The sequence below is a fragment of the Geodermatophilus sp. SYSU D01176 genome (genome assembly GCF_054050015.1).
In genome coordinates, this window is the sequence record NZ_JBJGYN010000023.1 from 38,983 (window position 1) to 64,979 (window position 25,997).

At 72.1% G+C, this 25,997-nt stretch carries 23 protein-coding genes, 4 tRNA genes and 1 pseudogene; 17 read left to right on the forward strand and 11 right to left on the reverse strand.

From position 1 onward, the window contains the following. Positions 1 to 59 precede the first annotated feature (59 nt). Both ACI78Z_RS13895 and ACI78Z_RS13900 read right to left on the reverse strand, forming a co-directional pair. A complete protein-coding gene (locus ACI78Z_RS13895) occupies positions 60 to 1,151 on the reverse strand; it encodes a 2-oxoacid:ferredoxin oxidoreductase subunit beta (RefSeq protein ID WP_457037129.1) in 1,092 nt (363 codons plus the stop codon). Then, entirely contained in the window at positions 1,148 to 3,076 is a 1,929-nt protein-coding gene (locus ACI78Z_RS13900) for a 2-oxoacid:acceptor oxidoreductase subunit alpha (RefSeq protein ID WP_457037130.1), read from the reverse strand. The genes ACI78Z_RS13895 and ACI78Z_RS13900 overlap by 4 nt, the downstream gene beginning before the upstream one ends. Positions 3,077 to 3,278: 202 nt before the next feature. Here ACI78Z_RS13900 and htpX point away from each other — a divergent pair, with 202 nt between their 5' ends. Beyond that, positions 3,279 to 4,154 carry a zinc metalloprotease HtpX gene (gene htpX / locus ACI78Z_RS13905; RefSeq protein ID WP_457037131.1) on the forward strand — a complete coding sequence of 292 codons (876 nt, stop codon included), beginning with the start codon at positions 3,279 to 3,281 and terminating at the stop codon, positions 4,152 to 4,154. Positions 4,155 to 4,613: 459 nt separating this feature from the next. Here the strand turns inward: htpX and ACI78Z_RS13910 are convergent, their stop codons facing one another. The 4 genes and pseudogenes from ACI78Z_RS13910 to ACI78Z_RS13925 all read right to left on the reverse strand — a co-directional run bounded on the left by ACI78Z_RS13910 (position 4,614) and on the right by ACI78Z_RS13925 (position 6,494). After that, a complete protein-coding gene (locus tag ACI78Z_RS13910) occupies positions 4,614 to 5,054 on the reverse strand; it encodes a heavy metal-responsive transcriptional regulator (protein WP_457037132.1) in 441 nt (146 codons plus the stop codon). 236 nt (positions 5,055 to 5,290) lie between these two features. Then, positions 5,291 to 5,491, reverse strand: a pseudogene (locus tag ACI78Z_RS13915) (hypothetical protein); the annotation flags it as partial. A gap of 218 nt (positions 5,492 to 5,709) precedes the next feature. Further along, on the reverse strand, positions 5,710 to 6,195 hold the full coding sequence (locus ACI78Z_RS13920; RefSeq protein WP_457037133.1) for an arsenate reductase ArsC: 486 nt from the start codon (positions 6,193 to 6,195) through the stop codon (positions 5,710 to 5,712). Further along, a complete protein-coding gene (locus ACI78Z_RS13925) occupies positions 6,192 to 6,494 on the reverse strand; it encodes an ArsR/SmtB family transcription factor (protein WP_457037134.1) in 303 nt (100 codons plus the stop codon). Before ACI78Z_RS13925 ends, ACI78Z_RS13920 begins: the two co-directional genes overlap by 4 nt. Before the next feature lie 372 nt (positions 6,495 to 6,866). Between ACI78Z_RS13925 and ACI78Z_RS13930 the strand changes: the two genes are divergently transcribed. Next, on the forward strand, positions 6,867 to 7,046 hold the full coding sequence (locus tag ACI78Z_RS13930) for a hypothetical protein (protein ID WP_457037135.1): 180 nt from the start codon (positions 6,867 to 6,869) through the stop codon (positions 7,044 to 7,046). Between the two features lie 403 nt (positions 7,047 to 7,449). Here the strand turns inward: ACI78Z_RS13930 and ACI78Z_RS13935 are convergent, their stop codons facing one another. Then, the gene (locus ACI78Z_RS13935; protein ID WP_457037136.1) at positions 7,450 to 7,941 is read right to left on the reverse strand and encodes a YajQ family cyclic di-GMP-binding protein; all 492 of its coding nucleotides are present in this window, start codon (positions 7,939 to 7,941) and stop codon (positions 7,450 to 7,452) included. A 103-nt stretch (positions 7,942 to 8,044) separates the two neighbouring features. On the opposite strand from ACI78Z_RS13935, the gene ACI78Z_RS13940 reads away from it, so the two are divergent. Continuing rightward, a tRNA-Tyr gene (locus ACI78Z_RS13940) sits at positions 8,045 to 8,126 on the forward strand. A gap of 75 nt (positions 8,127 to 8,201) precedes the next feature. On the opposite strand, the gene ACI78Z_RS13945 is transcribed toward ACI78Z_RS13940, so the two are convergent. Then, positions 8,202 to 8,633, reverse strand: coding sequence for a pilus assembly protein TadG-related protein (locus tag ACI78Z_RS13945; RefSeq protein WP_457037137.1), 432 nt, complete (start codon positions 8,631 to 8,633; stop codon positions 8,202 to 8,204). Positions 8,634 to 9,260: 627 nt separating this feature from the next. Here ACI78Z_RS13945 and ACI78Z_RS13950 point away from each other — a divergent pair. From ACI78Z_RS13950 to ACI78Z_RS13975, 6 genes are all read left to right on the forward strand, one after another. Then, on the forward strand, positions 9,261 to 11,801 hold the full coding sequence (locus ACI78Z_RS13950; RefSeq protein ID WP_457037138.1) for a putative bifunctional diguanylate cyclase/phosphodiesterase: 2,541 nt from the start codon (positions 9,261 to 9,263) through the stop codon (positions 11,799 to 11,801). A gap of 68 nt (positions 11,802 to 11,869) precedes the next feature. Continuing rightward, a tRNA-Thr gene (locus ACI78Z_RS13955) sits at positions 11,870 to 11,942 on the forward strand. A gap of 59 nt (positions 11,943 to 12,001) precedes the next feature. After that, positions 12,002 to 12,075 (forward strand) — tRNA-Met (locus tag ACI78Z_RS13960). Positions 12,076 to 12,156: 81 nt separating this feature from the next. Continuing rightward, on the forward strand, positions 12,157 to 12,321 hold the full coding sequence (rpmG, locus tag ACI78Z_RS13965) for a 50S ribosomal protein L33 (protein WP_091156778.1): 165 nt from the start codon (positions 12,157 to 12,159) through the stop codon (positions 12,319 to 12,321). Between the two features lie 32 nt (positions 12,322 to 12,353). After that, positions 12,354 to 12,800, forward strand: a complete 447-nt coding sequence (locus ACI78Z_RS13970; protein ID WP_457037139.1) for an FAS1-like dehydratase domain-containing protein — start codon at positions 12,354 to 12,356, stop codon at positions 12,798 to 12,800. A gap of 73 nt (positions 12,801 to 12,873) precedes the next feature. Then, the gene (locus ACI78Z_RS13975; RefSeq protein ID WP_457037140.1) at positions 12,874 to 13,302 is read left to right on the forward strand and encodes a MaoC/PaaZ C-terminal domain-containing protein; all 429 of its coding nucleotides are present in this window, start codon (positions 12,874 to 12,876) and stop codon (positions 13,300 to 13,302) included. Between the two features lie 246 nt (positions 13,303 to 13,548). Here the strand turns inward: ACI78Z_RS13975 and ACI78Z_RS13980 are convergent, their stop codons facing one another. Beyond that, complete coding sequence (locus tag ACI78Z_RS13980) at positions 13,549 to 14,805, reverse strand: pyridoxal phosphate-dependent aminotransferase (RefSeq protein WP_457037141.1); 1,257 nt, start codon at positions 14,803 to 14,805, stop codon at positions 13,549 to 13,551. Positions 14,806 to 14,817: 12 nt separating this feature from the next. Beyond that, positions 14,818 to 15,480: a dihydrofolate reductase family protein gene (locus ACI78Z_RS13985; RefSeq protein ID WP_457037142.1), complete on the reverse strand. Its 663-nt coding sequence runs from the start codon at positions 15,478 to 15,480 to the stop codon at positions 14,818 to 14,820. 280 nt (positions 15,481 to 15,760) lie between these two features. On the opposite strand from ACI78Z_RS13985, the gene ACI78Z_RS13990 reads away from it, so the two are divergent. From ACI78Z_RS13990 to rplA, 5 genes are all read left to right on the forward strand, one after another. Then, a tRNA-Trp gene (locus ACI78Z_RS13990) sits at positions 15,761 to 15,833 on the forward strand. Between the two features lie 109 nt (positions 15,834 to 15,942). Continuing rightward, positions 15,943 to 16,479 (forward strand): preprotein translocase subunit SecE, encoded by a 537-nt coding sequence (secE, locus tag ACI78Z_RS13995; RefSeq protein WP_457037143.1) that lies wholly within the window; start codon positions 15,943 to 15,945, stop codon positions 16,477 to 16,479. Between the two features lie 39 nt (positions 16,480 to 16,518). Next, positions 16,519 to 17,412 carry a transcription termination/antitermination protein NusG gene (gene nusG / locus ACI78Z_RS14000; protein WP_457037144.1) on the forward strand — a complete coding sequence of 298 codons (894 nt, stop codon included), beginning with the start codon at positions 16,519 to 16,521 and terminating at the stop codon, positions 17,410 to 17,412. A gap of 88 nt (positions 17,413 to 17,500) precedes the next feature. Further along, complete coding sequence (rplK, locus tag ACI78Z_RS14005; protein WP_091446692.1) at positions 17,501 to 17,932, forward strand: 50S ribosomal protein L11; 432 nt, start codon at positions 17,501 to 17,503, stop codon at positions 17,930 to 17,932. 136 nt (positions 17,933 to 18,068) lie between these two features. Further along, positions 18,069 to 18,788, forward strand: coding sequence for a 50S ribosomal protein L1 (gene rplA / locus ACI78Z_RS14010; protein WP_457037145.1), 720 nt, complete (start codon positions 18,069 to 18,071; stop codon positions 18,786 to 18,788). 64 nt (positions 18,789 to 18,852) lie between these two features. On the opposite strand, the gene ACI78Z_RS14015 is transcribed toward rplA, so the two are convergent. Then, positions 18,853 to 20,382 carry a putative Ig domain-containing protein gene (locus ACI78Z_RS14015; protein WP_457037146.1) on the reverse strand — a complete coding sequence of 510 codons (1,530 nt, stop codon included), beginning with the start codon at positions 20,380 to 20,382 and terminating at the stop codon, positions 18,853 to 18,855. A 361-nt stretch (positions 20,383 to 20,743) separates the two neighbouring features. On the opposite strand from ACI78Z_RS14015, the gene rplJ reads away from it, so the two are divergent. The 3 genes from rplJ (at position 20,744) to rpoB (ending at position 25,930) form a co-directional block, all read left to right on the forward strand. After that, positions 20,744 to 21,364: a 50S ribosomal protein L10 gene (rplJ, locus tag ACI78Z_RS14020; RefSeq protein WP_457037147.1), complete on the forward strand. Its 621-nt coding sequence runs from the start codon at positions 20,744 to 20,746 to the stop codon at positions 21,362 to 21,364. Positions 21,365 to 21,381: 17 nt separating this feature from the next. Next, complete coding sequence (gene rplL, locus ACI78Z_RS14025) at positions 21,382 to 21,774, forward strand: 50S ribosomal protein L7/L12 (protein ID WP_457037148.1); 393 nt, start codon at positions 21,382 to 21,384, stop codon at positions 21,772 to 21,774. A gap of 646 nt (positions 21,775 to 22,420) precedes the next feature. Continuing rightward, positions 22,421 to 25,930, forward strand: coding sequence for a DNA-directed RNA polymerase subunit beta (gene rpoB / locus ACI78Z_RS14030; RefSeq protein WP_457037149.1), 3,510 nt, complete (start codon positions 22,421 to 22,423; stop codon positions 25,928 to 25,930). Positions 25,931 to 25,997: the final 67 nt, after the last annotated feature.

Sequence of the window (25,997 nt, forward strand, 5' to 3'; positions counted from 1 at the left end):
GGCGGGTCCTGGGCCCTCTGGCGTTCAGCCGCTGCCGCCCGGAGGGCGGCGATCCTCTCTCAGGCGCTGACGGTCCAGGTGTCGCCGCCGGCGAGCAGCGCGCCCAGGTCCGCCGGGGCGGCCGTGCGAGCCTCCTCGACCTGGTCGGCCATCATCCGGTCGTAGGTCGGCTTCTGCACCGACCGGAAGACGCCCATGGGGGTGTAGCGGAGGTCCTGGCTGGACAGCCGCGACAGGGCGAAGGCGTACGACGGGTCTTCGCGGGTGGCGTCGTGCACGACGATCTCGCTCGCGTCCACCTGGGCGGTCTCGGCGATCCGCAGGCCGCCGAACTCGTCGCGGACCACGCACGAGGCGCCGTCCTTGCCGAACACCAGGGGCTCGCCGTGGACCAGCGGGATCGACCACTGCACGCCGGTGGTCGGGTCCTTGAGCAGGTCGAACGCGCCGTCGTTGAAGATGTTGCAGTTCTGGTAGATCTCGACCAGCGCGGTGCCCTGGTGCTCGGCGGCCTGGCGCAGCACCTCGGTGAGGCCCTTGCGGTCGGAGTCCATCGCCCGGCCGACGAAGGTGGCGTCCGCGCCCAGCGCCAGCGACACCGGGTTGAACGGGTGGTCCAGCGAGCCCATCGGGGTGGACTTGGTGACCTTGCCGACCTCGCTGGTGGGCGAGTACTGGCCCTTGGTGAGCCCGTAGATCCGGTTGTTGAACAGCAGGATCTTCAGGTTCACGTTCCGGCGCAGCGTGTGGATCAGGTGGTTGCCGCCGATGGACAGCGCGTCGCCGTCCCCGGTGACGACCCACACCGACAGGTCGGGGCGGGACGCGGCCAGGCCGGTCGCGATCGCCGGCGCCCGGCCGTGGATCGAGTGCATCCCGTAGGTGTTCATGTAGTACGGGAAGCGCGAGGAGCAGCCGATGCCCGAGACGATGACCATGTCCTCGCGCGCGATGCCGAGGCTGGGCAGGAAGCTCTGGACCGCGTTGAGGATGACGTAGTCACCGCACCCGGGGCACCAGCGCACCTCCTGGTCGGTCTTGAGGTCCTTGGCCTTGAGCTGGGTCTGCTTCTCGCCCTGGGTCTCGAGGGACCGGGCGATGGCGTCGGCGATCGGACCCTCGGCCGGCATGCCGAGGTCGATGGTGGTCACTGGGTGCCTCCGGTGGAGTCGATGACGTCCTGCACGACCGCGGCGAGCTCGGCGGCCCGGAAGGGCAGCCCGCGCACCTGCGTGTGGCTCTCGACGTCGACGAGGTACTTGGCGCGCAGCAGCATCGACAGCTGCCCGAGGTTCATCTCCGGGCAGATGACCCGGTCGTAGCGGCGCAGCACCTCGCCGAGGTCGGCCGGGAACGGGTTGAGGTGGCGCAGGTGGATCTGCGCGACCGACCGCCCCGAGCGACGGATCCGCCGGCAGGCCGCGCCGATGGGCCCGTAGGTGGAGCCCCAGCCGATGACGGCGACGCGGGCGTCCCCGTCCGGGTCCTCGACGTCGGTGGGCGGGATGGTCGCCGCGATGCCGTCGACCTTGGCCTGCCGCAGCCGGGTCATCAGGTCGTGGTTGGCGGGGTCGTAGGAGATGTTGCCGGTCTTGTCGGCCTTCTCCAGCCCGCCGATGCGGTGCTGCATGCCCGAGGTGCCCGGGATGGCCCACGGGCGGGCAAGGGTCTCCGGGTCGCGCAGGTAGGGCAGGAACTCCGGCGTCCCGTCGGCGGTGGTGCCGTTGGGCTCGGTGGCGAACTCGACCGAGAGGTCCGGCAGCTCGTCGACGTCCGGGATCTGCCACGGCTCGGCGCCGTTGGCCAGGTAGCCGTCGGACAGCAGCATGACCGGGGTGCGGTAGGTCAGCGCGATCCGTGCGGCCTCGAGGGCGGCGTCGAAGCAGTCGGCGGGGGAGCGCGGCGCGACGACGGGCAGGGGGGCCTCGCCGTTGCGGCCGAACATCGCCTGCAGCAGGTCCGACTGCTCGGTCTTGGTCGGCAGCCCGGTCGAGGGGCCACCGCGCTGCACGTCGACGACGACCAGCGGCAGCTCGGTCATGATCGCCAGGCCCAGCGCCTCGGACTTCAGCGAGACACCCGGCCCGGACGTCGTCGTGACGCCGAGCGCCCCGCCGAAGGAGGCGCCGATCGCCGAGGCGATCCCGGCGATCTCGTCCTCGGCCTGGAAGGTGCGGACGCCGAAGGACTTGTGCCGCGACAGCTCGTGCAGGATGTCCGACGCCGGGGTGATCGGGTAGGCGCCGAGGAACACCGGCAGGCCCGACCGCTGCCCGGCGGCGACGATGCCCAGCGCCAGCGCCTGGTTGCCCGAGATGTTGCGGTACCGGCCCGGCGCCATCGGCGCGGGCTTGATCTCGTAGGAGACCGCGAAGGCCTCCGTCGTCTCGCCGTAGTTGTAGCCGGCGCGGAAGGCGGCGATGTTGGCCGCGGCGATCTCGGGCTTGCGCCGGAACTGCCGCTCGAGGAAGCGGATGGTGCCCTCGGTGGGCCGGTGGTACATCCAGCTCAGCAGGCCGAGGGTAAACATGTTCTTCGAGCGCTCGGCCTCCTTCTTGCCGAGGCCGGAGTCCGCGAGCGCGTCGAGGGTCATGCTCGTCAGTGGCACGCTGACCAGCTGCCACCCGTCGAGGGAGTGGTCCTCGAGCGGGTTGGTGGCGTAGCCGACCTTGGCCAGGTTGCGCGGGGTGAACTCGTCGGAGTCGACGATCAGCAGCCCGCCGCCGGGCAGGTCGGAGAGGTTGGCCTTGAGCGCGGCCGGGTTCATGGCGACCAGCACGTCCGGGGCGTCGCCCGGCGTCATGATGTCGTGGTCGGCGAAGTGCAGCTGGAAGGAGCTGACCCCCGGCAGGGTCCCCGTCGGCGCGCGGATCTCGGCGGGGAAGTTGGGCAGGGTCGACAGGTCGTTGCCGAAGGACGCCGTCTCGCTGGTGAAGCGGTTGCCGGTGAGCTGCATGCCGTCGCCGGAGTCACCGGCGAGCCGGATGACGACGCGGTCGAGCTCGACGACGCTCTTGACGAAGGGCGTCGAGCTCCCCGCCGTGCTGGCGACGACGGACGGGTCTGTCGTGGTCATCAGTGGTGCACCTCCACCGGCCGAGATTACGTGTCTGCCACATCGCGCGGACCTGTGACGCGGGCGACAGTCGGGACGGCCGGGGACCCCGGCACCTGCCAACGGCAACCCGCGCGGGTGCGGCCCCATTCCGTGACCGCGGTCGCACCCCGCCGGGGGAGGGGCCGGGGAACGGCCTCCCGGCGGACGGCGTTGTCGGGACGTGCAGCGCTGGAGCAACGGAGTGAAGACCGCGGTGCTCCTGGGCCTCATGGGCGCGCTCATCCTCGGCGCCGGTGCCCTCGTCGGCGGGCGGGGCGGGTTGCTCGTCGCCCTGGTCGTCGCCCTGGCGGTCAACGGCTACGCGTACTTCAACTCCGACAAGCTGGCCCTGCGCGCGATGCGGGCCTTCCCGGTGACCGAGACGCAGGCACCGCAGCTCTACGCGATGGTGCGGGACCTGGCCACCGAGGCCCGGCAGCCGATGCCCCGCCTCTACGTCAGCCCCACCGACCAGCCCAACGCCTTCGCGACCGGACGGAACCCGCGCAACGCCGCCGTCTGCGTCACCCAGGGCATCCTCGAGCTGCTCGACCGGCGGGAGCTGCGCGGCGTGCTGGCCCACGAGCTCTCGCACGTCTACAACCGCGACATCCTGATCAGCTCCGTCGCCGGCGCCATGGCCACGGTGATCACCTACCTGGCGCACATGGCGATGTTCGCGTCGCTGTTCGGGGGCCGGTCGGAGGACGACCGCGGCGGCGGCAACGCGCTCGGCAGCCTGCTGCTGGTGTTCCTCGGTCCGCTGGCCGCGGGCCTGGTGCAGATGGCGGTCAGCCGCAGCCGTGAGTACCAGGCCGACGCCTCCGGTGCGGTGCTGTCGCAGGACCCGCTGGCCCTGGCCTCCGCGCTGCGCAAGATCTCCGCCGGCGCGGCGGCCCGGCCGCTGCCCCAGGAGGACCGGCTGGTGACCCAGAGCCACCTGATGATCGCCAACCCGTTCCGCGGCCAGGGCCTGGCGTCGATGTTCGCCACGCACCCGCCGATGCCGGAGCGGATCGCGCGGCTCGAGCAGATGGCCCGGGAGCCCGGCCAGTAGCAGGACCCCCTCGCCCCCACCCCTCGTTCCCCGGGGCGGGGCCCGGTGGGCCGTTCCCTCACCGCACCTGTGGTCGTCGAACTGAACCGCCGCCCGTCGACCCGCGCCGTGGAGCCGGCGGGATCGCCGCCTGCTCTTCCCCTTGTCTCCACCCGCGCGGAGGTGTCCGGCCGTGAACGACGATGACGCCCCGACCGCAGCGGCTGCGCTGCCGACACGGCTTCCGACTCGACCGTCGCGTCGTCCACCGGCGCCGAGACGTGGACCGCCGGGTGGCCGACCGGCGGCGGGCCCAGCCGCCCCGCAGGCAGGTCGATCCCTGGTGCGGGCCTCCAGCGGCGAAGCGGCGTCCTGACGGCTGCCCGGTCCCGGGCCCAGGTAGCCGCCTGTCAGTCCGGCGCGGCGGTCAGCATCCGCAGTCGCAGGTCTCGTCGCAGCAGTCGGAACCGCAGTCGCACGTCAGCTCGAGCATGGGGAGTCACCTCCCTCCGCGGGCGGGCACCACGTGCCGGGGCTCGGTGGGGGGCAGGAGGCGGTGGGCAGGGCGTCGGCCATGGCCGCCATCTCGGCGCGCAGCGCCGTCAGTCGCGCGATCTCGGCATCGATCTCGGCAAGGCGCCTGCGGAGCAGGTCCTCGGCGGGCTCACAGGGGCAGGTGCCGGTGTCGCGGACGGTCAGCAGCGTGCGGATGTCGGCCAGTCGCAGGCCGAGGCGCTGTGCCCCCTGGATGAACCTCAGTCGGTCGAGCGCGCCGGCGTCGTAGCTGCGGTAGCCCGCGGCGGTGCGCTCGGGCGCCGGCAGCAACCCGGCCCGCTCGTAGTACCGGATGGTGTCCGGCCGCACTCCCACGGCCGTCGCCAGCTCCGCGACCCGCAGTCCCCGTGCCGCCGTGGTGGTCATGCGGCGGACGCTAGACCTTGGACCGTGGTCCAAGGTCAACCCGCGGGTCGGCTACGCCGAGCAGCAGGCGTCGGCGCCCTCGGGGGTGAGGGTGGCGAGGGTGGCCAGCAGCTCGACGGGCCCGGCAAGGGCCTCGCAGCACATGGAGTTGACGTTGCTGCGTGCCTCGGGGTGACGGTGACCAGGCGCTGCTCGCGCAACGGAGCGAGATGGTGGCTGGCGAGGGTCTGGCTCATGCCGCTGAGCTCGGTGAGCTCGCGGACCGAGCGGGAGCCTTCGGCGAGGAGCAGCAACAGGTGCAACCGGCGCCTCGGTCCGCTCGCCGCCCGAGTCCTCCCCGTGTACGGGGGCGGGACCTCCACCGGCGCGGTGACCGTCAACCGCCCGCGGCAGTCACCGGTCACCGGTCGCCCCCGCCGCCGGGTCTTCACGCTCATGGACGCGCTGTGGCAGGCCGGGCGGCTGGTCGCCTCCGCGTCGGCGGTCTGCTGGCCGCCACCGCCGGCGTCCGAGCCGTCTTCCGCGTCGGCGGGGTCCTCGTGCTGCTGGCCGCCGTCGCCGGGTTCACCGCCGGACGTACGACAGCGACCTCAGGGCTGAGGCCGACGCGGCCCCGTGGTGACCGGCGGAGCCGCGTCGTCGGCCGACCAGCAGCTCAGCGATCGGGTGTCGCGGGCATCTGCAGTTCGGTGAGCAGACCGCGGATGCGGGACTCGATCTCGTCGCGGATCGGCCGGACCGACTCCACGCCCTTGCCGGCGGGGTCCTCGAGCGCCCAGTCCAGGTAGCGCTTGCCGGGGAAGACCGGGCACACATCGCCGCAGCCCATGGTGATGACGACGTCGGAGGCCTCGACGGCCTCGGTGGTGAGCACCTTGGGGCGCTGGTCGGTGATGTCGATGCCGACCTCGGCCATGGCCTCGACGGCGGCGGGGTTGATCTGGTCTGCGGGCAGAGACCCGGCGGAGCGCACCTCGACGGAGTCGCCGGCGAGGTGGCGCAGCCAGCCGGCGGCCATCTGGGAGCGGCCGGCGTTGTGCACGCAGACGAAGAGGACGCTGGGCGCGTCGGACACGGTGAGCCTCTCGGGGGGAGTCGGACGGGGGACCGGGGTCACGCGGACACCCACGGTGTCGCTCATGCGCCCGCACCGACCAGGGTTGGCGAGGAGAACAGGTTGGCCACGGCCGAGAGCGCCTCGGGGCGCACGGCGTAGTAGACCCACACACCGCGCTTCTCGCGGTCCAGGACCCCGGCGGAGTGCAGGACCTTCAGGTGGTGGCTGATGGTGGCCTGGGTCAGGTCGAAGGCCTCGTTGAGGTCACACACGCAGGCCTCGCCGGCCTCGGCTGAGGCGATCAGGCCGACCAGGCGCAGCCGCACGGGGTCGGCCAGGGCCTTCAGCAGGGGAGCGACCTGCTCGGCCTGCTCGGCGCTCATCGCGGTGCCGGTCAACGGGGTGCAGCAGGCAAAGCCGGATCCGCACATCGTCTCTCTTCCCAGCGATCCTTCGACGGCGATGGTAGCGATGGTCGTCTATGTGATCCCTGTCTATGGGTGAACTGCAGCTGAACGACGAGGACGGTCCGGGCCCTCGCTCCTGGCGTCGCGGGAAGGGGCCCGAACGGCGCCTCGAGCGCTCCCGTGAGCTCGCGGGCGCGGGCGCTGGGTGCGGCTGCGCCCAGGACGCGTTCGGCGGATCGCCCGACCGATCGGTGATGCTGCTGCGATCGCGGACGGGGGACACCTGGCCGCTGCGGTGTGGGTGCGGGTCGTAGGGCCGCCCCGGCCCGGGTCCGGCCGTTCGTCGCCGTGTGCGCTGTCGCCGCCCTGCGGCTGGGTGAGGCGGCCGGGCCGCGCTCGGAGGACGTCGACGTCCTGCGCCGGACCCTCTGCGTCCGCCGTCTGCTGCAGGGAGAGAGCGGCGCGACGACCCAGTCGGTCGCACCCACCTGCGGGTGCGAGCGCGTGGTCCACGCCCCGCCGAGCTGAAGGCGCTCCTGGCGGAGCGCGGACGGCGGGCAGGCCTCCGGCGGGGCGACTGGCTGTTCACCACCGCTGGACTCGACTCCCACGGAACCGGAACCCCGCGGGGCACGAGTGGCGGCAGATCCGCAGGTCGCCCGGACTCGGCGGGCACACGCTGCACGACCCGAGGCACTCCTACGCCAGCGGGCTCATCACGTCCGGCTGTGACGTGGGAACCGTGCAACGGGCCCTCGGGCACCCGTCGGCGACGAACACGCTCGGCGTCTGCTCGGACCTGTGGCCCACGGCCGAGGGCCGCACGTGCGCTGCAGCCTGCGACCCGATGGCCGCCGCGCTGGGCGCACGTGCGGACTCGCCGCGGACCGAGACGTCGTGACGACGCGCTGAGCTGCCCAGATGCTGCAGATCAGCGATAGTTGTCGAACTGCAGGGCGACGTCGAGGTCCTTGCTCTTCAGCAGCTGCTGAACCGCCTGCAGGTCGTCGCGCTTCTTGCCGCTCACCCGCAGCTGGTCGCCCTGGATCTGCGCCTGGACACCCTTGGGGCCCTCGTCGCGGATGATCTTCGCGATCTTCTTGGCCGTGTCGGACTCGATGCCCTGCTTGATGCGGGCGCCGATCTTGTACGACTTCCCGGAGGACTGCGGCTCACCGGCGTCGAGCGACTTCAGCGAGATGTTCCGCTTGACCAGCTTCTCCTTGAACACCTCGAGCGCGGCCGAGACCCGCTCCTCGGTGTCGGCCTGCAGACTGACGCCCTCCTCGCCGGCCCAGGCGATGGTGGCGTTGGTGCCGCGGAAGTCGAACCGCTGCGAGAGCTCCTTGGCGGCCTGGTTGAGGGCGTTGTCGACCTCCTGGCGGTCGACCTTGCTCACCACGTCGAACGACGAGTCGGCCATGTGTCGGTTGCTCCTTCCGTCTGTCGTCCACCCGCCACGGCATGCCCGGGGGCACCGCCGGAGCCGGTCTCCGGTGTCTTGTACGATCTCTCGGTACCACCACGGCGGGTTGCCCGAGTGGCCAATGGGAGCGGACTGTAAATCCGTCGGCTTAGCCTACGAAGGTTCGAATCCTTCACCCGCCACACCCGGTACGCGCGGCCCCCGACCTCAGCCGAGGTCGGGGGCCGCTGCTCGTGCGGGGACGGTGCGCCTCGGTCTCAGGGGGTGGTCGGAGCGCGGGCGCCGGCGACGGCGGTGCGCTCCAGCGGCTGCCCGCCGAGGAAGAGCCAGCCGAACGCGATCTCGACGTGCCGGGTGCACCGCACCGTGACCTCGACGCCATCGGTCTCCGCGGACCAGGAGGACAACGCCGTCCCGCCGTCGGCCAGCTGGTCGGCCACGGCCGCCTGCGTGCTCGCCCGGGTCAGCGGCAGCGCCGTCCCGACGCCGGTCGCGTAGAGGGCAGCCTCGTCGGTGGCGTTGGCGGCGGCGAGGGCGGCTCCGTCGCAGACCGACTGCACCTGCTGCTGCTCGAGGAACGCGTCGGACGCCGCGATCGCCCCGAAGGCCATGAGGGCGGCCACCAGCCAGCAGACCAGGACCAGCGGCAGCGTCGAGCCGCGCTCCGCGGTCTCCCCGTCCCGTCGCACGCGGCGGAGCGTAGGGGCCGGCCGCCCTCGTACGACCCGCTGCGGGCGAACTGTGGATCGATCGGGCGACCCGGCTCGGGAGGTGTTCGGGTCGGACCCAGTGGATGTCCCCCCTGACGGGCCGTCGGAGGGAGAGACACTCGGCTCGCTCCAGCATCTCGTGTCACGCCATAGGGTGACCATATGCCTACGGAAGGTCACATCATGTGACGGCGCGTCGACCGGTGACCCGGTTCCTGTGGTTCGTGCGAGTGGCGCGCTTGCCCTGATCGGGTGACGGGCAGCAATGTCTCAGGCGCGGTCCGTACCCAAACGCCCTGCCCCGCGCCTGGACGACTGCCATGTCCTGCAGTCCTTCACGCCTGAGGAGGCGTCATGAGTGGTGTCGAGTCTTCCGTTCAGTCCCGTGGCAGCCGCTGGAACCGTGGCAGCCGCTGGAACCGGGGTAGCCGTTGGAACCGGGGCAGCCGCTGGAACTGAGCTGCCGTCCCGAAGTGGTGGCGGGTCGATGACGCCCGCTACCCCTTTCGGGTGTCAGGGACCGGTCGCGCAGGCCGGGGGAGAGGTCGTCGGCTGTTAGCCTCTCGCCGCACGTCTCCTCCCCCAATCCCCGAGGACCGGGTGACCGTGGCCGAACTCGATCCGAGCGCGCCCGCGCGGTGGTCGGCGTTCCGCCAGCCGTCCGTCGTGGCCGCCGGCGTCATGACGATGGCGCTGCCCTTCGTCGCATACCTGCTGAGCCAAGCGGTCAGCTCCGTCCAGCCGTGGGTCGTGGTGGCGTTCTTCGTCGCGTTCGTCCTGGCCGAGTCCCTCACGCTCGCCGTCGAGATCCGCTCGCACACCATCTCCTGCTCCGTCGGTGAGGTGGTGCTCGTCGTCTCGCTCGTGGAGATGGGCGGCGCATGGACCGCGCTGGCCTACGCAGGGGCCCTCTGGTTGATCAGCATCCGCGACCACATCCCGGTCGCGAAGACCCTCGCCAACGTCGCGATGTACGTCATCCAGGTAGGCGTCGCCGTCGTCCTGCTGGACGGTCTGCCCGTCGGTCCGCTCGACGACCCGGTGACGTGGCTCTGCTACCTCGTTGCGGTCGTCGCCGCCACCGCGGTGGGCACGGTCATCGTGATAGCGGCGATCGCCATCACCCAGGGCGACCCCGGCCGGGCGATGCTCACCCGGCTCTTCGTCCCCGTACTCGTCGTCTACCCGCTGTCGACGGTCATCGGACTCGCCGCCTCGCTGATGGTCGACCAGACCGCGTGGGCCTGGCTCCTCCTGCTCCCCGTTCTCCTCGCGCTGGCTCTGCTCTACCGGCGTTTCGCCCGGGTGACCCGCGAGAGCGAGCGCCTGGAGAGGGTCTACGAGTTCGCCCGCCGTGTGGAGCAGGTCGGTGCGGACGAGGACGGGACGAGGCGGATCGTCGAGGCGGTCAAGGAGTTGCTGAACGCCGAACGGGTGGCGCTCTGGCTGCCGCCCTACCTCGACGAGGAGCCACGCCTGGTCGTCGCCGCGGACAACGGCCGCGGCTGGTACGACGGCCCCAGCGACCCCGACGACCTCTTCCGGCGCCGGGCCACCGACGGCGCGCACGACGGTCCGCTGCTGGTCTCCCTCGCCCGAGCGACCGAGGCCGAGGTCGCGGCTCTCGCGCGCCGCGGTGCCCACGACCTGCTCGCCGCGCCCGTGACCACCGCCGCGGGAGAGCCCGGCTACCTGGAGGTCTGCGACCGCCGCAGTGACGTCGTCTGGTTCTCCGACGGCGACCGGGCGGCGTTGGACTCCATGCTCACGCACGTCAACGCGGCCATCCGGCAGCAGCAGTTGCTGACCCAGATCCGCTACGACGCCGACCACGACAGGCTGACCGGGCTGCCCAACCGGCAGCGTCTCGCGGCAGAGATCGACCAGCTGCTCGCCGCCGACCCGGTCGCCGGGCGGGCCGGGCTCATCCTCGCCTCGCTGGACAACTACACCGAGGTCACCGACACGCTGGGGCACGCGGCCAGCGACGAGCTCCTGCTGGTGACCGCGGGTCTCCTGCGCGAGCACGCGCCACCGCAGGCCCTCGTGGCGCGCATGGAGGGCGAGCAGTTCGCCGTCCTGCTGCCCGGGCTCTCGCTGCCCGCGACCGAGCGGGCCGCCCGCCGGCTGCGCGAGGCCACCTCCACCCGTGCCCGGGTCGCCGGCCTGGACCTGGAGGTCACGCTGACCATCGGGGTCGCGGCCGCCCCGGCGCACGGCGCCGACTCCGGCACCCTCATGCAGCGGGCCGACGTCGCCCTGCTGGCCGGCGCCGGCAAGAGCGGCGTGGCCAGCTACCACCCGGTGCTCGACCAGCAGAGCCTGCGCCGCCTGCAGCTGGGCACCGAGCTGGAGCAGGCGATGGCCGACGGCGACATCAGCGTCGTCTTCCAGCCGATCATCGACGCCCGGACCTCCGACATCGTCTCGGTCGAGACCCTCGTCCGGTGGGCGCACCCGCGCTACGGGTCGATCGCCCCGGACGAGTTCATCCACCTGGCCGAGCAGATCGGCCGGATCGGCCCGCTGACCGACCACGTGCTCGACCTGGCGCTGGCGCGCTGCCGCCGCTGGCTGGACCGGGACATCGCGCTGTCGGTGGCGGTGAACCTCTCCGCCCGCTGCCTGACCGAGCCGGACCTGGTGGACCGGGTGCGGCGGGCGCTGCGGCGGCACGGCGTCCCCGGCGAGCTGCTGACCCTGGAGCTCACCGAGGGCAGCGTCGTCGACGACTCGGTGCGCAGCAGCACCGTCCTGGCCGACCTGCACGCCCTGGGCCTGCGGCTGTCGATGGACGACTTCGGCACCGGCTACTCCTCGCTGTCCCAGCTGCGCCAGCTGCCCATCGACGAGGTGAAGATCGACAAGTCCTTCGTGCTGGGGATGGCGACCAGCCAGGGCGAGTCGTTCATCGCCCGCTCGATCATCGAGCTGGCGCACAACCTGGGCCTGCGGGTGGTCGCCGAGGGCGTCGAGGACGAGCTGACGCGGAACCTGCTCGCCGAGATGGGCTGCGACAAGCTGCAGGGCTTCCTGGTCAGCCGGCCGCTGCCCGACGAGCGCCTGGAGAGCTGGATCCTGGCCCGCACCGGTGTCCGCTCCGCGGTCCCGGGCACGCCGCACCGGCGCCTGTTCGTGCGGTCCTGAGCGCGCCGGGGACCCCCTGCGACAGACCCCCGTAGGCGTCAGGTAGAGTTCCTGACGGCTCGAAGCCCGCCCCTTTAGCTCAGTCGGCAGAGCGTCTCCATGGTAAGGAGAAGGTCTACGGTTCGATTCCGTAAAGGGGCTCTGGAACAACACAGTGGCCGCTCGGCCCGGTCGCCGAGACCGGTCGCCCGGCCACGTCCGGCGGTGTAGCTCAGCCAGGCAGAGCAAGCGGCTCATAATCGCTGTGTCACCGGTTCAAATCCGGTCACCGCTACTCCCGACGGACCCCACGTGTGGGGTCCGTCGCCGTGTCCGGCGTCCGCCGGTCGCGGACCGACAAGGCTAGGAGCGCCCCGTGGCAGCCACCGACATCCGTCCGAAGATCACCCTGGCCTGCCAGGAGTGCAAGAGCCGGAACTACATCACCCGCAAGAACCGGCGCAACGACCCCGACCGGCTCGAGCTGAAGAAGTTCTGCCCCAAGGACCGGAAGCACACGGTCCACCGCGAGACCCGCTGACCCAGCGGCTCGGCGAGAGGGAGGGCGGGAGCATGGCGCTCGATCCGGCACTGGTCGGGCGCAGCTACCCGCCCTCTGCCGTCTACGAGGTCGGCCGGCAGAAGATCGCGGAGTTCGCCGACGCCATCGGTGCGGCGGACCCGGTGCACCGGGACGCCGACGCCGCCCGGGCGGCCGGACACCCGGACGTCATCGCCCCACCGACCTTCGCCATCGCCCTGACGCTGTCCGCAGCCGGCGTCGTCGTCGAGGACCCCGACGTCGCCCTGGACTACAGCCGCGTCGTCCACGGCGAGCAGCGCTTCACCCACCACCGGCCCATCCGCGCCGGAGACCGGCTCGTCGCCACGCCCACCATCGAGGCGGTGCGCAGCGTCGGCGGCAACGACCTGCTCACCACCCGGGTGGACGTCGCCACCGAGGACGGCGAACCGGTCTGCTCGGCCACCTCGATGCTCGTCGCCCGGGGGACCGCGTGACCGAGCTCGCGAGCTCACGCATCGGCAGGGCACCGTCGGGCACGTGGACGACGAGCGCCAGCGAGGAGGTCACGTGACCGCCACCGTGCGGGCCGCCGACGTCGCCGTCGGGACCGAGCTGCCCGAGCGGACCTACCCGGTCACCCGTGCCGACCTGGTCCGCTACGCCGGCGCCTCCGGGGACTTCAACCCCATCCACTGGAACGACCGGGTGGCCACCGAGGTCGGCCTGCCCGGGGTGATCGCGCACGGGATGCTCACCATGGCCCTGGCCGCGCGCGCCGTGACCGCCTGGGCCGGGGATCCCGGCGCACTCGTGGAGTACCACGTCCGCTTCGGTCGGCCGGTCGTCGTCCCCGACGACGACGCCGGTGCCCAGGTGACCGTCCGCGGGAAGATCGGCGCCCTGGGCGACGACGGCCGGGCCCGGGTGGACCTGACCGTCACCAGCGGCGGCGAGAAGGTGCTCTCGCTGGCCCGCGCCACCGTCCAGCTGGCGTGACGTCGGGGCGAGCCGGCGTCGCGCTCGGTGCCGCCCTGCCGCTCCTGCCCGGCTGCGGCACCTCCTTCCTCGACACCCTGGCCGCCGAGCGGTCGGCGCCGCCGACCCCGACCGGCCGGTCGTCGAGCTCCACCTCCGCCTGGACGACGAGCGATGCACGGTCCGCGGCACCGACGTCCTCACCGAGGCGGGCGCCCTCGACGCGGAGGACCTGCCGGAGTAGCTCCGGCCGGGGCGGGGCCGGCTTCAGCCGGCGGTGCCGAGCAGCCGCTGCATCCGGGTCACGCCCTCGACCAGGTCGTCGTCGCCCAGGGCGTAGGACATCCGCAGGTAGCCCGGCGTGCCGAAGGCCTCACCGGGGACGACGGCGACCTCCGCCTCCTCGAGGATGATCTCGGCCAGCTGCACGCTGTCCTCCGCCGTCCGCCCGCCGATCGGCCGTCCCAGCAACGCCTTCACCGACGGGTAGACGTAGAAGGCGCCCTGCGGCTCGGGGCAGGCCACCCCGGGGATCTCGCGCAGCATCGACACGATCGTGCGCCGTCGGCGGTCGAAGGCCTCCCGCATCGCGGCCGCGGCGGACAGGTCGCCGGTCAGCGCGGCGACCGCGGCCGCCTGCGACACGTTGGCCACGTTCGAGGTGGCGTGCGACTGCAGGTTGGTCGCGGCCTTGACGACATCCGCGGGCCCGACGACCCAACCCACCCGCCAGCCGGTCATCGCGTAGGTCTTGGCGACCCCGTTGACGACCACGCAGCGGTCGGCCAGCTCCGGGACGACGACCGGCATCGACGGCGCGGTCGCCCCGTCGTAGGTCAGGTGCTCGTAGATCTCGTCGGTGAGCACCCAGAGGCCGTTCGCGTGCGCCCAGCGGCCGATCTCCTCCACCAGCTCCGGCGGGTACACCGCGCCGGTCGGGTTGGACGGCGAGCAGAACAGCAGCACCTTGGTGCGCGGCGTCCGGGCGGCCTCGAGCTGGGCAACCGACACCAGGTAGCCGCTCTCCTCGTCGGCCACGACCGGCACCGGCACGCCGCCCGCGAGCGCGATCGCCTCGGGGTAGGTGGTCCAGTACGGCGCGGGCAGCAGCACTTCGTCGCCGGGGTCGAGCATCGTGGCGAAGACCTCGTACACGGCCTGCTTGCCGCCGTTGGTGACCAGCACGTTGGCCGGGGTGATCTGCAGCCCCGAGTCGCGCGCGGTCTTGGCGACGATCGCGTCCTTGAGCGCCGGCAGCCCGCCCGCGGGGGTGTAGCGGTGCATCGCCGGCTGGCGGCAGGCGGCAACGGCGGCCTCGACGATGTAGTCCGGCGTCGGGAAGTCAGGCTCGCCGGCGCCGAAGCCGATCACCGGCTTGCCCGCGGCCTTGAGCGCCTTGGCCTTGGCGTCGACCGCCAGCGTGGCCGACTCGGCGATGGCGGCGATGCGGCGGGAGATGCGCCGGTCGGCGGGCGAGTGCCCGGAGGGCGGGGCAGCGGACTCCGAGGGGGAGACGGCGGTCATGGCCCCATCGTGTCAAAGCCCGAGCTGCGCGGTCGCCTCCGTTCCCGGTCCCGTCGCACCGGCGTCCCGCCGCAGGCGCACGTGCGCCACGGACGGGGAGGCGACGAACTCCACGCAGCCCCAGCCGTCGAGGACGCTGCCGAGATCACCGAACAGCCGCTCCCCGGATCCCAGCAGCACCGGTACGACGGCGAGGTGCACCTCGTCGAGGAGCCCGGCGCGGAGGTACTCCCGGACCGTGGCGACACCGCCGCCGAGGCGCACGTGGCGGTCGCCGGCAGCGGCCCGGGCGCGGTCGAGGGCCGCCTCGACGCCGTCGGTCACGAAGTGGAAGACCGTCCCACCGGCCATCTCCAGCGAGGGCCGGTCGTGGTGGGTGAGCACGAAGACGTCGTGGTGGAACGGTGGTTCCTCACCCCACCACCCGGTCCACTGCTCGTCCCCCCACGGGCCGCGGACGGGACCGAACATGTTGCGGCCCATGATCGTGGCACCGATCCCGGCCGCGCCTGCGACGACGAACCGCTCGTCGACGGGATGCCGGCCACCGGGCGGGAACATCCACTCGTGCAGGCGTTCGCCGCCGATCCCCAGCGGCGCGTCGGGCCCCTGCTCCGGCCCGGCCCCGTAGCCGTCCAGCGAGACCGCGAAGTCGTGCACCCGCAGTTCGCTCACCGTCGTTCTCCTTCACTCCAGGCGGGTCGTGTCGGAAGGGGGACGGCACGAGCGGGCCGGACTCATCGGCGCGGGCCCCACGCCGTCCTCACCGGCACGTTGCCGGGTGTCCTGCGCGGTCCCGTACACTGGCTGTCCTGGGGCCACTGACCCCGCCACCGGCGTGCCCCGGAACCCTCGCGGGAGATGGTGCCGACCGGGGCGGGCCACGCGGTCCCGGGCGGCCCGGTCCCGGGCCCCGCCCCGAGCGTGCGACGGGTGGGGAGGACGGGGTCCTCCAAGGGGTGTAGCTCAATTGGCAGAGCAGCGGTCTCCAAAACCGCAGGCTGCAGGTTCAAGTCCTGTCACCCCTGCCCGTGCCGCCGGCTCCCCGCCGGCGACGTGCACGACCCGTACGACAGCACGACCACCGACCGTCGGCCCGAGGACAGCGGCCACCACCAGCGAGGCGAGCGAGGCGTAGTGAGCGACGAGAAGCCGGCACGCGAGGGCGACCCCCGCGCCGCCTCCGACGCCGAGCCGACCGACGAACAGCTCGACCGCGAGGCGCCGGGCGTGGCCGACGCCGCCGAGCTGGAGGCCGCCGAGGCCGAGATCGCCGCCGAGGCCGAGGCCGACGAGGACAAGGTCGTGACCGCGCGTCCCGCCCGTCGCGGCGGACGGATCACCGCCGGCGACGACGAGGACGACGACGAGTCCGACTCCCGCAGCCGCCGTGCCGCCCGTGAGCGCACGTCCTCCCGGCCCGAGGGCGGTGCCACCCGGTCGCGGGCCGCCGCCCAGCGCGACCGCGCCGCCGCCGCCGAGGCCCGGCAGCGGCGCAGCCTCCGGCGTTTCCTGCGCGAGGTCGTCGCCGAGCTGCGCAAGGTCATCTGGCCGGGACGCCGCGAGCTCATCACCTACACGACCGTCGTCATCATCTTCGTGGCCTTCATCGTCGCCCTGGTGGCCGGTCTGGACCTCCTCTTCGCCCAGGGCGTGCTCGCCGTCTTCGGCTGAGCCCGTCCGCGCCTGCACCACCGACAAGGAAGAGACACCGTGACCGACCCCCGCGAGCCCTTCGACACCGACAGCGCCGTCGAGGAGATCGACCTCGACGACGCACGCTTCGACGTGCGCGGCACCGCGGACGTCGAGACCGGCGCCGGCGAGGCCGGTGCCGCCGAGGGCTCCGTCGACACCGCCGACCAGGACGCCCTCACCGGCGTGGCCGACGTGGCGCCCGACGTGGAGAGCGGCGACCCCGACAGCCTGGCGACCGACCCGCTGGCCGCGCCGGCGCCGTCCTCCGACCTCGGTGACCAGACCGAGGACGACGAGCAGGCCGACCCGGCCGAGGCGATGCGCAAGGTGCTGCGCAGCCAGTTCGGCGACTGGTACGTCATCCACTCGTACGCCGGCTACGAGAACAAGGTGAAGACCAACCTGGAGTCGCGCATCCAGTCGCTGGACATGGAGGACTACATCTTCCAGATCGAGGTGCCCACCGAGGAGGTCACCGAGATCAAGAACGGCAAGCGCACCCAGGTCAACCGGAAGAAGCTGCCCGGCTACCTGCTCGTCCGCATGGACCTCAACGACGAGTCCTGGGGCGCGGTCCGCAACACCCCCGGCGTCACCGGGTTCGTCGGCGCGACCTCCCGGCCCTCGCCGCTGAGCATCGACGAGGTCGTCGCCCTGCTCGCCCCGGCCGCCACCCCGCAGGCCGCCCGGACGGCGGAGGCCACGACCACGGCCACGGCGGCCGCGCCGACCGCCGTCGTCGACTTCGAGGTCGGCGAGTCGGTCACCGTCATGGACGGCCCGTTCGCGACGCTCCCCGCGACGATCAACGAGATCAACGCCGAGCAGCAGAAGCTGCAGGTGCTCGTCTCCATCTTCGGCCGGGAGACGCCGGTCGAGCTCTCGTTCAACCAGGTCCAGAAGTTGTGAGAAGGACCCCGGTGCCCTCCGTCCCTCGCTCCGCTCGGGTCGGGACCCTGCACCGGGGCCGGTTCCATCCCGTCACCAGAAGGAAGTCATGCCCCCCAGGAAGCGGTTGACCGCGGTCATCAAGCTCCAGATCAACGCCGGTGCGGCCACGCCCGCCCCGCCCGTGGGTCCGGCGCTGGGCCAGCACGGCGTCAACATCATGGAGTTCTGCAAGGCCTACAACGCCGCCACGGAGTCGCAGCGCGGCAACGTGATCCCGGTCGAGATCTCGGTCTACGAGGACCGCTCGTTCACCTTCGTCACCAAGACCCCGCCCGCGGCGCGCATGCTGCTCAAGGCGGCCGGTGTGGAGAAGGGCTCCGGCGAGCCGCACAAGACCAAGGTCGCGACCGTCACCCGCGACCAGGTCCGCGAGATCGCCCAGACCAAGATGGCCGACCTCAACGCCAACTCCCTCGACGAGGCCGAGAAGATCATCGCCGGCACCGCCCGGTCGATGGGCATCACCGTCCAGGGCTGAGGAAGTCGCCGGCACCTGACCGGCGTTGCACCACCCGGGTCCGCACCGGACCCGTTCTGAGCACCTGTGGGAGGGCCGCGCCAGGCCCGTGCACCACACGACTCCCGGCCGGAGTGCCGGGGGAGAGGACACCACCATGGCGAAGCACGGCAAGAAGTACCGCGAGGTCGCCGCGAAGGTCGACCGCGACACCCTGTACTCCCCGCTGAAGGCGGCGAGCCTGGCCAAGGAGACGTCTCCGACGGCCTACGACGCCACCGTCGAGGTGGCCATGCGCCTGGGCGTCGACCCGCGCAAGGCCGACCAGATGGTCCGCGGCACGGTCAACCTGCCGCACGGCACCGGCAAGACCGCCCGCGTCATCGTCTTCGCGACCGGTGACAAGGCCGCCGAGGCCGAGGCCGCCGGCGCCGACGTCGTCGGCTCGGACGACCTGATCGAGCGCATCCAGGGCGGCTTCCTGGACTTCGACGCCGCGATCGCCACCCCGGACCAGATGGCCAAGGTCGGCCGGATCGCCCGCATCCTCGGCCCGCGCGGCCTGATGCCGAACCCGAAGACCGGCACGGTGACCCCCGACGTCACCAAGGCGGTCAACGACATCAAGGGCGGGAAGATCAACTTCCGCGTGGACAAGCAGGCCAACCTGCACCTGGTGATCGGCAAGGCCTCCTTCGACGAGACCAAGCTGGTGGAGAACTACGCCGCGGCGCTGGACGAGGTCCTGCGGGCCAAGCCGGCCGCCGCCAAGGGCCGGTACCTGAAGAAGGTCACCATCTCCACCACCATGGGCCCGGGCATCCCGGTCGACCCGAACCGCACCCGCAACCTGACGGTGGACGAGACCACCGCATAGGCCAGACCCGCCCGCACGAGGGCCCCGCAGCGCACGCGCTGCGGGGCCCTCGTGCGTCCTGCTGCTACCTCGCCGTCACCGTGCGGGTCGCGGACCCGCCGAGGCTGCTCCGGACGGTGATGCTCTGCGGGTTCGTGGTCACCGAGAACTGGCCGCCGCCCCCCGACAGGGTCCCGATGAGCGCGCCCGTGCTCGTCACGTGGACCCGCAGCGTCGCCCCGGAGCCGGAGCTCGTGGCCTCGACCCGGAGCTGACGCTTGTCCGAGTCGTACTCCGCCCGGCCGATGGACACCGTGTCGGCGGGCGTCGGCGCGGAGGCCGGGGTGACGGTGAGGTCAGCGACCAGCGTGCCAGAGTAGGTCGCCTCGATCCGCACGGTGGTGCTCGAGGCGACGGTGGTGGTCGCTACGGGGAACGTCGCGCTCGTGGCGCCGGACGGGACCGTCACGGTGGCGGGCACGGAGGCGACCTGGGGGTTGCCGCTCCACAGGATCACGTCGCTGCCCCCCGAGGGTGCCGGTGTGTTGATCGCCACCGTGCCCGTCGAGGAGGTCCCGCCGGTCACGCTGGTGGGCGTGAGCGCCAGCGACGAGATCGAGACGGCCACCGGTGCCGGCTCGGGAGCGGGCGTCGGCGTCGGCTCCGGGGCCGGTGCCGTCGGTGGCTGCACCGTGACGCCGAACGTCCGGTTGACCGTCGCGGCCTGGGCGTCCGTCAGCTGCAGGGTCCAGCTGAAGTCCCCGGCGGTCGTCGGGGTGCCGCCGATGCGGACGGACGGGCCGTCGGGGTCGTCCTGGACGAGCGACATCCCCGGCGGCAGAGTTCCCTCGGTGACCGCCCAGCGGTACGGCCGCAGTCCACCACTGCCGTCGATCCACAGGTTGCGGAACTCGCCCACGCTCGTGGGGAGCCACTGCTGCGGGGTGATCGCGAGAGGCAGCGCCGGGCCGACGCGGACGCTGTAGGTGCGCGTCGCGGTCAGGCCGTTCGCGTCCGTCGCCCGGAAGGTCACCGTGGTGGTCTGCGCGGTGGTCGGCGTGCCCCGGATCTCCGCGTACGTCTGGTTCTCCACCGGAGCCGGCCGGCCGGCCGGCTCGGGGACGACCAGCGACAGGCCGTTCGGGAGGGTGCCGGCGGTGATCTGCCAGCGGGTCGGGCCCACCGCATTCGCGAGGTCGACCACCGTGGTGCCCAGCTGGGCGCCGACCGTGAAGGGTCCCAGGTCCGCGGTGTCCGGCAGCATCGCCGCCGGGGGTGGGGTCGCGGTGACCGTGCAACCGGACAACCGGACGGTGGTCGCCCCCGTCGAGCCGTCGTTCACGTCGACGGTGCAGTCGCCAGGTGGCGTGTACGAGCTGCGTGAGATGCGGAAGCGCCCGCCGCTGTCGCTCGTGCCCATGGTGACGCCGTCCACGGTGATGGCGCGGTTCCCGACCGCCTGCCCCTCGATCCGCAGGGTGCTGCCCTCGAGCTGGTCCCGGGAGACGGTGACCGCCGCAGACGCCGGGGACGCGGTGACGACGGGGACGGCCAGGACGACGGCGACGACCAGGATCCGGACCACCGCCGACAGGACCGTTCGCGATCGGGACATGGCCGCCTCTCCCGCCTCCCGCCGGGCCTGTGTCGCCCGGGGAGGTGATGCTCGGACGGCCGTGTCGGCTGCTCAACCCGACCTTCGTCCTACGACCTGGCCGGCTACCGGCGGCGCGGTCCCATCGCGTACGCTGGTACCCGTTCCCCCCAAGACCGCTGGTCGTCGCACGTCCGCGTGCGATCGAAGGTCCCGGATCCCGGGCGGCCCGCGCAGGAGGACGGTTCGATCGACGGGGCGCTCCGCGCCCGCGTCCCTCGCCCCGTGCGCCTGCGCCGGGGCGTTCCTCGTCTCCAGGGCCGGTTGATCGCCCGCCGTCGTGCACCGGCCGGCGGTCCGCCCGACAGACGAGAGGAGGCCCATGCCCACGCAGGCGAAGGCCGCGGTGATCGACGAGATCACCGAGCGGTTCCAGTCGTCCAGCGCGGCGGTGCTCACCGAGTACCGCGGGCTGACCGTGGCCCAGCTGACCCAGCTGCGCCGTTCCCTCGGTGAGGGCAGCAGCTATGCCGTCGTCAAGAACACCCTGACGAAGCGGGCCGCGGAGCAGGTCGGGTTCGCCGACCTCGCGCCGCTGCTCAACGGCCCGACCGCGATCGCCTTCATCGAGGGCGACCCGGTGAACGCCGCCAAGGCCATCCGTGACTTCGCGCGCACCAACCCGCTGCTCGTCGTCAAGGGCGGCGTGGTCGAGGGCCGCACGGTCGGCGCCGCCGAGGTCACCGCCCTCGCCGACGTCGAGCCGCGCGAGGTCCTGCTGGCCAAGCTGGCCGGCGCGATGTTGGGCAACCTGTCCAAGGCCGCGGGTCTGTTCCAGGCCCCCCTGTCGCAGGTCGCCCGGCTGGCCGCCGCGCTGCAGGAGAAGAAGCCCGCCGAGGGCGCCGACTCCGCCGCGGACGACACCGCTGCTGCTGACACCACCACGGCCGCCGAGGCCACCGAAGAAACCGCCGCCGCGGACGCCGCGGCCAGCACCGACTGACCCCAGAAGGAGAGATCATGGCCAAGCTGTCCACCGCGGAGCTGCTCGACGCGTTCAAGGAGATGACGCTGCTCGAGCTGTCCGACTTCGTGAAGCAGTTCGAGGAGACCTTCGAGGTCACCGCCGCTGCCCCGGTCGCCGTCGCGGCCGCCGCCCCGGCCGGTGGTGGCGACGGCGGTGCCCCCGCCGCCGAGGAGCAGGACGAGTTCGACGTCATCCTCGAGAGCGCCGGCGACAAGAAGATCCAGGTCATCAAGGAGGTGCGCGGCCTGACCTCGCTCGGCCTCAAGGAGGCCAAGGACCTGGTCGACGGCGCGCCGAAGCCGGTCCTGGAGAAGGTCGCGAAGGACGCCGCCGAGAAGGCCAAGGCCGCTCTCGAGGGCGCCGGCGCCACCGTCACCGTCAAGTGACCCAGTACCCGGCGGTTCCGACGCCGGGTACGTCACGCGTCACGTGACCCCCACCCGGCGCTCGCCGGGTGATGCACCACCTCGCACGACCCGCAGGGGCCGTCCTCCACCCGGAGGGCGGCCCCTGCGCCGTCGGTGCGTCCCCCGGTCCGGGGGGCCACCGGTGCGGAGTGCACGGTCACCCCCGAGGGCGCGATCGTGCACGCGGACCCGACGGGCCCGGGAGAACATCGGGCTGGCCCTCCTCGCCACCGGCTGGACGGCCCGCCGCGGGCGCCGTCCGGCCCCGACGCGCGCGGCGTGGTTGCCCCACGGCCGCCCCGGGACTGGCATCATGGGCGGGCCGTCACAGACGGTCCGACCCGGCCCCGCCGGCCGGCTGCCCCTGCCGGGTGTGGTCCCCCTCGCGGGCGGACCCCCGACGTGGACAGCCCGCTCCAGCAGGGGTAGGGTTCTCTGTTGCGCTGCCCCCTGACTGCTTGCCCGCCGAGACGGGTCGCCTGGGGTGCCCGGGGGACCCGTTCTCCGGACGCCCGTCGACCGTCCGGGCAGGATGAATGCGGGCAGCCCCGCCATTACCGACGACGACCCAGGACGATCAAGCACCCACCGCCCGCACGTCGTGAGGTCCTTGGAAGGACGCATCTTGGCAGGCTCTCGCCCCACCAGCATCAACCCCGGCACCACCGAGTCAGGTTCCACCGGCAAGATCCAGCAGGCCCCCCAGGCCGGCCCCCGCACCGGCGAGGCCGACCAGCAGAAGATCCCGGGCGCGCCGCTGCGCGTCTCGTTCGCCAAGATCTCCGAGCCGCTCGAGGTGCCGGACCTCCTGGCCCTGCAGACCGCCTCGTTCGACTGGCTGATCGGCAGCCCGACGTGGCGGGCGACCCTCTCGCCCGAGGAGCAGGCCGACGCCGTCGGCGGCCTCGCCGAGATCCTCGAGGAGATCTCCCCGATCGAGGACTTCAGCGGCTCGATGTCGCTGTCCTTCTCCAACCCGCGCTTCGAGGACGTGAAGGCCTCCCTCGAGGAGTGCAAGGACAAGGACATGACCTACGCGGCGCCGCTGTTCGTCACCGCGGAGTTCATGAACAACACCACCGGCGAGATCAAGAGCCAGACGGTGTTCATGGGCGACTTCCCGATCATGACGAGCAAGGGCACCTTCGTCATCAACGGGACCGAGCGCGTCGTCGTCTCGCAGCTGGTCCGCAGCCCGGGCGTCTACTTCGACAAGACCCTGGACAAGACCTCCGACAAGGACGTCTTCAGCGCCAAGGTCATCCCCAGCCGTGGTGCGTGGCTGGAGTTCGACGTCGACAAGCGCGACACCGTCGGTGTCCGCATCGACCGCAAGCGCCGGCAGCCGGTCACCGTGCTGCTCAAGGCGCTCGGCTGGACCGAGGACCGCATCCGCGAGCACTTCCAGTGGTCGCCGACGGTGCTGGCCACCCTCGAGAAGGACCACATCGCCGGGCAGGACGAGGCGCTGCTGGACATCTACCGCAAGCTGCGGCCGGGCGAGCCGCCGACGCGGGAGAGCGCCCAGGCACTGCTGGAGAACCTGTTCTTCAACGGCAAGCGCTACGACCTGGCCAAGGTCGGCCGCTACAAGGTCAACAAGAAGCTCGGCGTCGACGTCCCCCAGGGCACGCTGACGCTGACCGAGGACGACATCGTCGCCACCATCGAGTACGTGGTGCGCCTGCACGCGGGCGAGCCCGACCACGGCGTCGACGACATCGACCACTTCGGCAACCGGCGGCTGCGCACCGTCGGCGAGCTGATCCAGAACCAGATCCGGGTCGGCCTCTCCCGCATGGAGCGCGTCGTCCGCGAGCGGATGACCACCCAGGACGTCGAGGCGATCACGCCGCAGACCCTGATCAACATCCGGCCGGTCGTCGCCTCCATCAAGGAGTTCTTCGGCACCAGCCAGCTGTCCCAGTTCATGGACCAGACCAACCCGCTCGCGGGCCTGACCCACAAGCGCCGCCTGTCGGCGCTGGGCCCGGGTGGTCTGTCCCGTGAGCGGGCCGGCATGGAGGTCCGCGACGTGCACCCGAGCCACTACGGCCGGATGTGCCCGATCGAGACGCCGGAAGGCCCGAACATCGGCCTGATCGGCTCGCTGTCGGCCTACGGCCGGGTCAACCCGTTCGGCTTCATCGAGACCCCGTACCGCCGGGTCGAGAACGGCGTCGTCACCGACCAGATCGACTACCTGACCGCCGATGAGGAGGACCGCTTCGTCGTCGCCCAGGCCAACTCGCCGCTGGACGCCCAGGGCCGCTTCGCCGAGGAGCGCGTCCTGGTCCGCACCCGGGGCAGCGAGGTCGACTACCTGTCGCCCGAGCAGGTCGACTACATGGACGTCTCGCCGCGGCAGATGACCTCGGTCGCGACGGCGATGATCCCGTTCCTCGAGCACGACGACGCCAACCGTGCGCTCATGGGCGCGAACATGCAGCGTCAGGCCGTCCCGCTGCTGCGCAGCGAGGCGCCGCTGGTCGGCACCGGCATGGAGCTGCGTGCCGCCGTCGACGCCGGCGACGTGGTCGTGGCCGAGAAGTCCGGTGTGGTCGAGGACTCCACCGCCGACTACGTCACCGTCATGGCCGACGACGGCACCCGGCAGACCTACCGGCTGCTGAAGTTCCGCCGCTCGAACCAGGGCACCTCGATCAACCAGACCCCCGTCGTGGACGAGGGCCAGCGGGTCGAGGCCGGCCAGGTCATCGCCGACGGGCCGTGCACCGACCAGGGTGAGATGGCGCTGGGCAAGAACCTGCTCGTCGCCTTCATGCCGTGGGAGGGCCACAACTACGAGGACGCGATCATCCTGTCGCAGCGCCTCGTGCAGGACGACGTCCTGTCCTCGATCCACATCGAGGAGTTCGAGGTCGACGCGCGGGACACCAAGCTCGGCGCCGAGGAGATCACCCGGGACATCCCGAACGTCTCCGAGGAGGTCCTCGCCGACCTGGACGAGCGCGGCATCATCCGCATCGGTGCCGAGGTCGTCCCCGGCGACATCCTCGTCGGCAAGGTCACGCCGAAGGGCGAGACCGAGCTGACCCCCGAGGAGCGGCTGCTGCGGGCGATCTTCGGTGAGAAGGCCCGCGAGGTCCGCGACACGTCGCTGAAGGTCAAGCACGGTGAGTCCGGCAAGGTCATCGGCGTCCGGGTGTTCTCCCGGGAGGACGGCGACGAGCTGCCCGCCGGCGTCAACGAGCTGATCCGGGTCTACGTCGCCCAGATGCGCAAGATCTCCGACGGCGACAAGCTCGCCGGACGCCACGGCAACAAGGGCGTCATCGCGAAGATCCTGCCGCAGGAGGACATGCCGTTCCTCGAGGACGGCACCCCGGTGGACATCGTGCTGAACCCGCTGGGCGTCCCCGGCCGGATGAACGTCGGCCAGGTGCTGGAGACCCACCTCGGGTGGGTGGCCAAGTCCGGCTGGCAGGTCGAGGGCACCCCGGAGTGGGCGGCCAACCTGCCCGACGCCGCGCGTGCCGCCGACCCGGGCACCCGCACGGCGACGCCGGTGTTCGACGGTGCCCGCGAGGAGGAGATCGTCGGCCTGCTCAGCTCGACGATCCCGAACCGCGACGGCAACCGGATGGTGCAGCCCACCGGCAAGGCGCGGCTGTTCGACGGCCGCTCCGGGGAGCCCTTCCCCGAGGCGATCTCGGTCGGCTACGTCTACATCCTGAAGCTGCTGCACCTGGTGGACGACAAGATCCACGCCCGGTCGACCGGCCCCTACTCGATGATCACGCAGCAGCCGCTGGGTGGTAAGGCGCAGTTCGGTGGGCAGCGCTTCGGTGAGATGGAGTGCTGGGCGATGCAGGCCTACGGCGCGGCCTACGCGCTGCAGGAGCTGCTCACCATCAAGTCCGACGACATCCTCGGCCGCGTCAAGGTGTACGAGGCGATCGTCAAGGGCGAGAACATCCCCGAGCCGGGCATCCCGGAGTCGTTCAAGGTGTTGCTCAAGGAGCTCCAGTCGCTCTGCCTGAACGTCGAGGTCCTCTCCGGCGACGGCCAGGCGATCGAGCTGCGGGACACCGACGACGAGGTCTTCCGGGCCGCGGAGGAGCTGGGCATCGACCTGTCCCGCCGCGAGCCGTCGTCCGTCGAGGACGTGTGATCGGCCGCCGGCCGGCCCCGAGCACCGGGGCCGGCCGGCGCCACCCAAGACCATCAGCAAGAAGTGC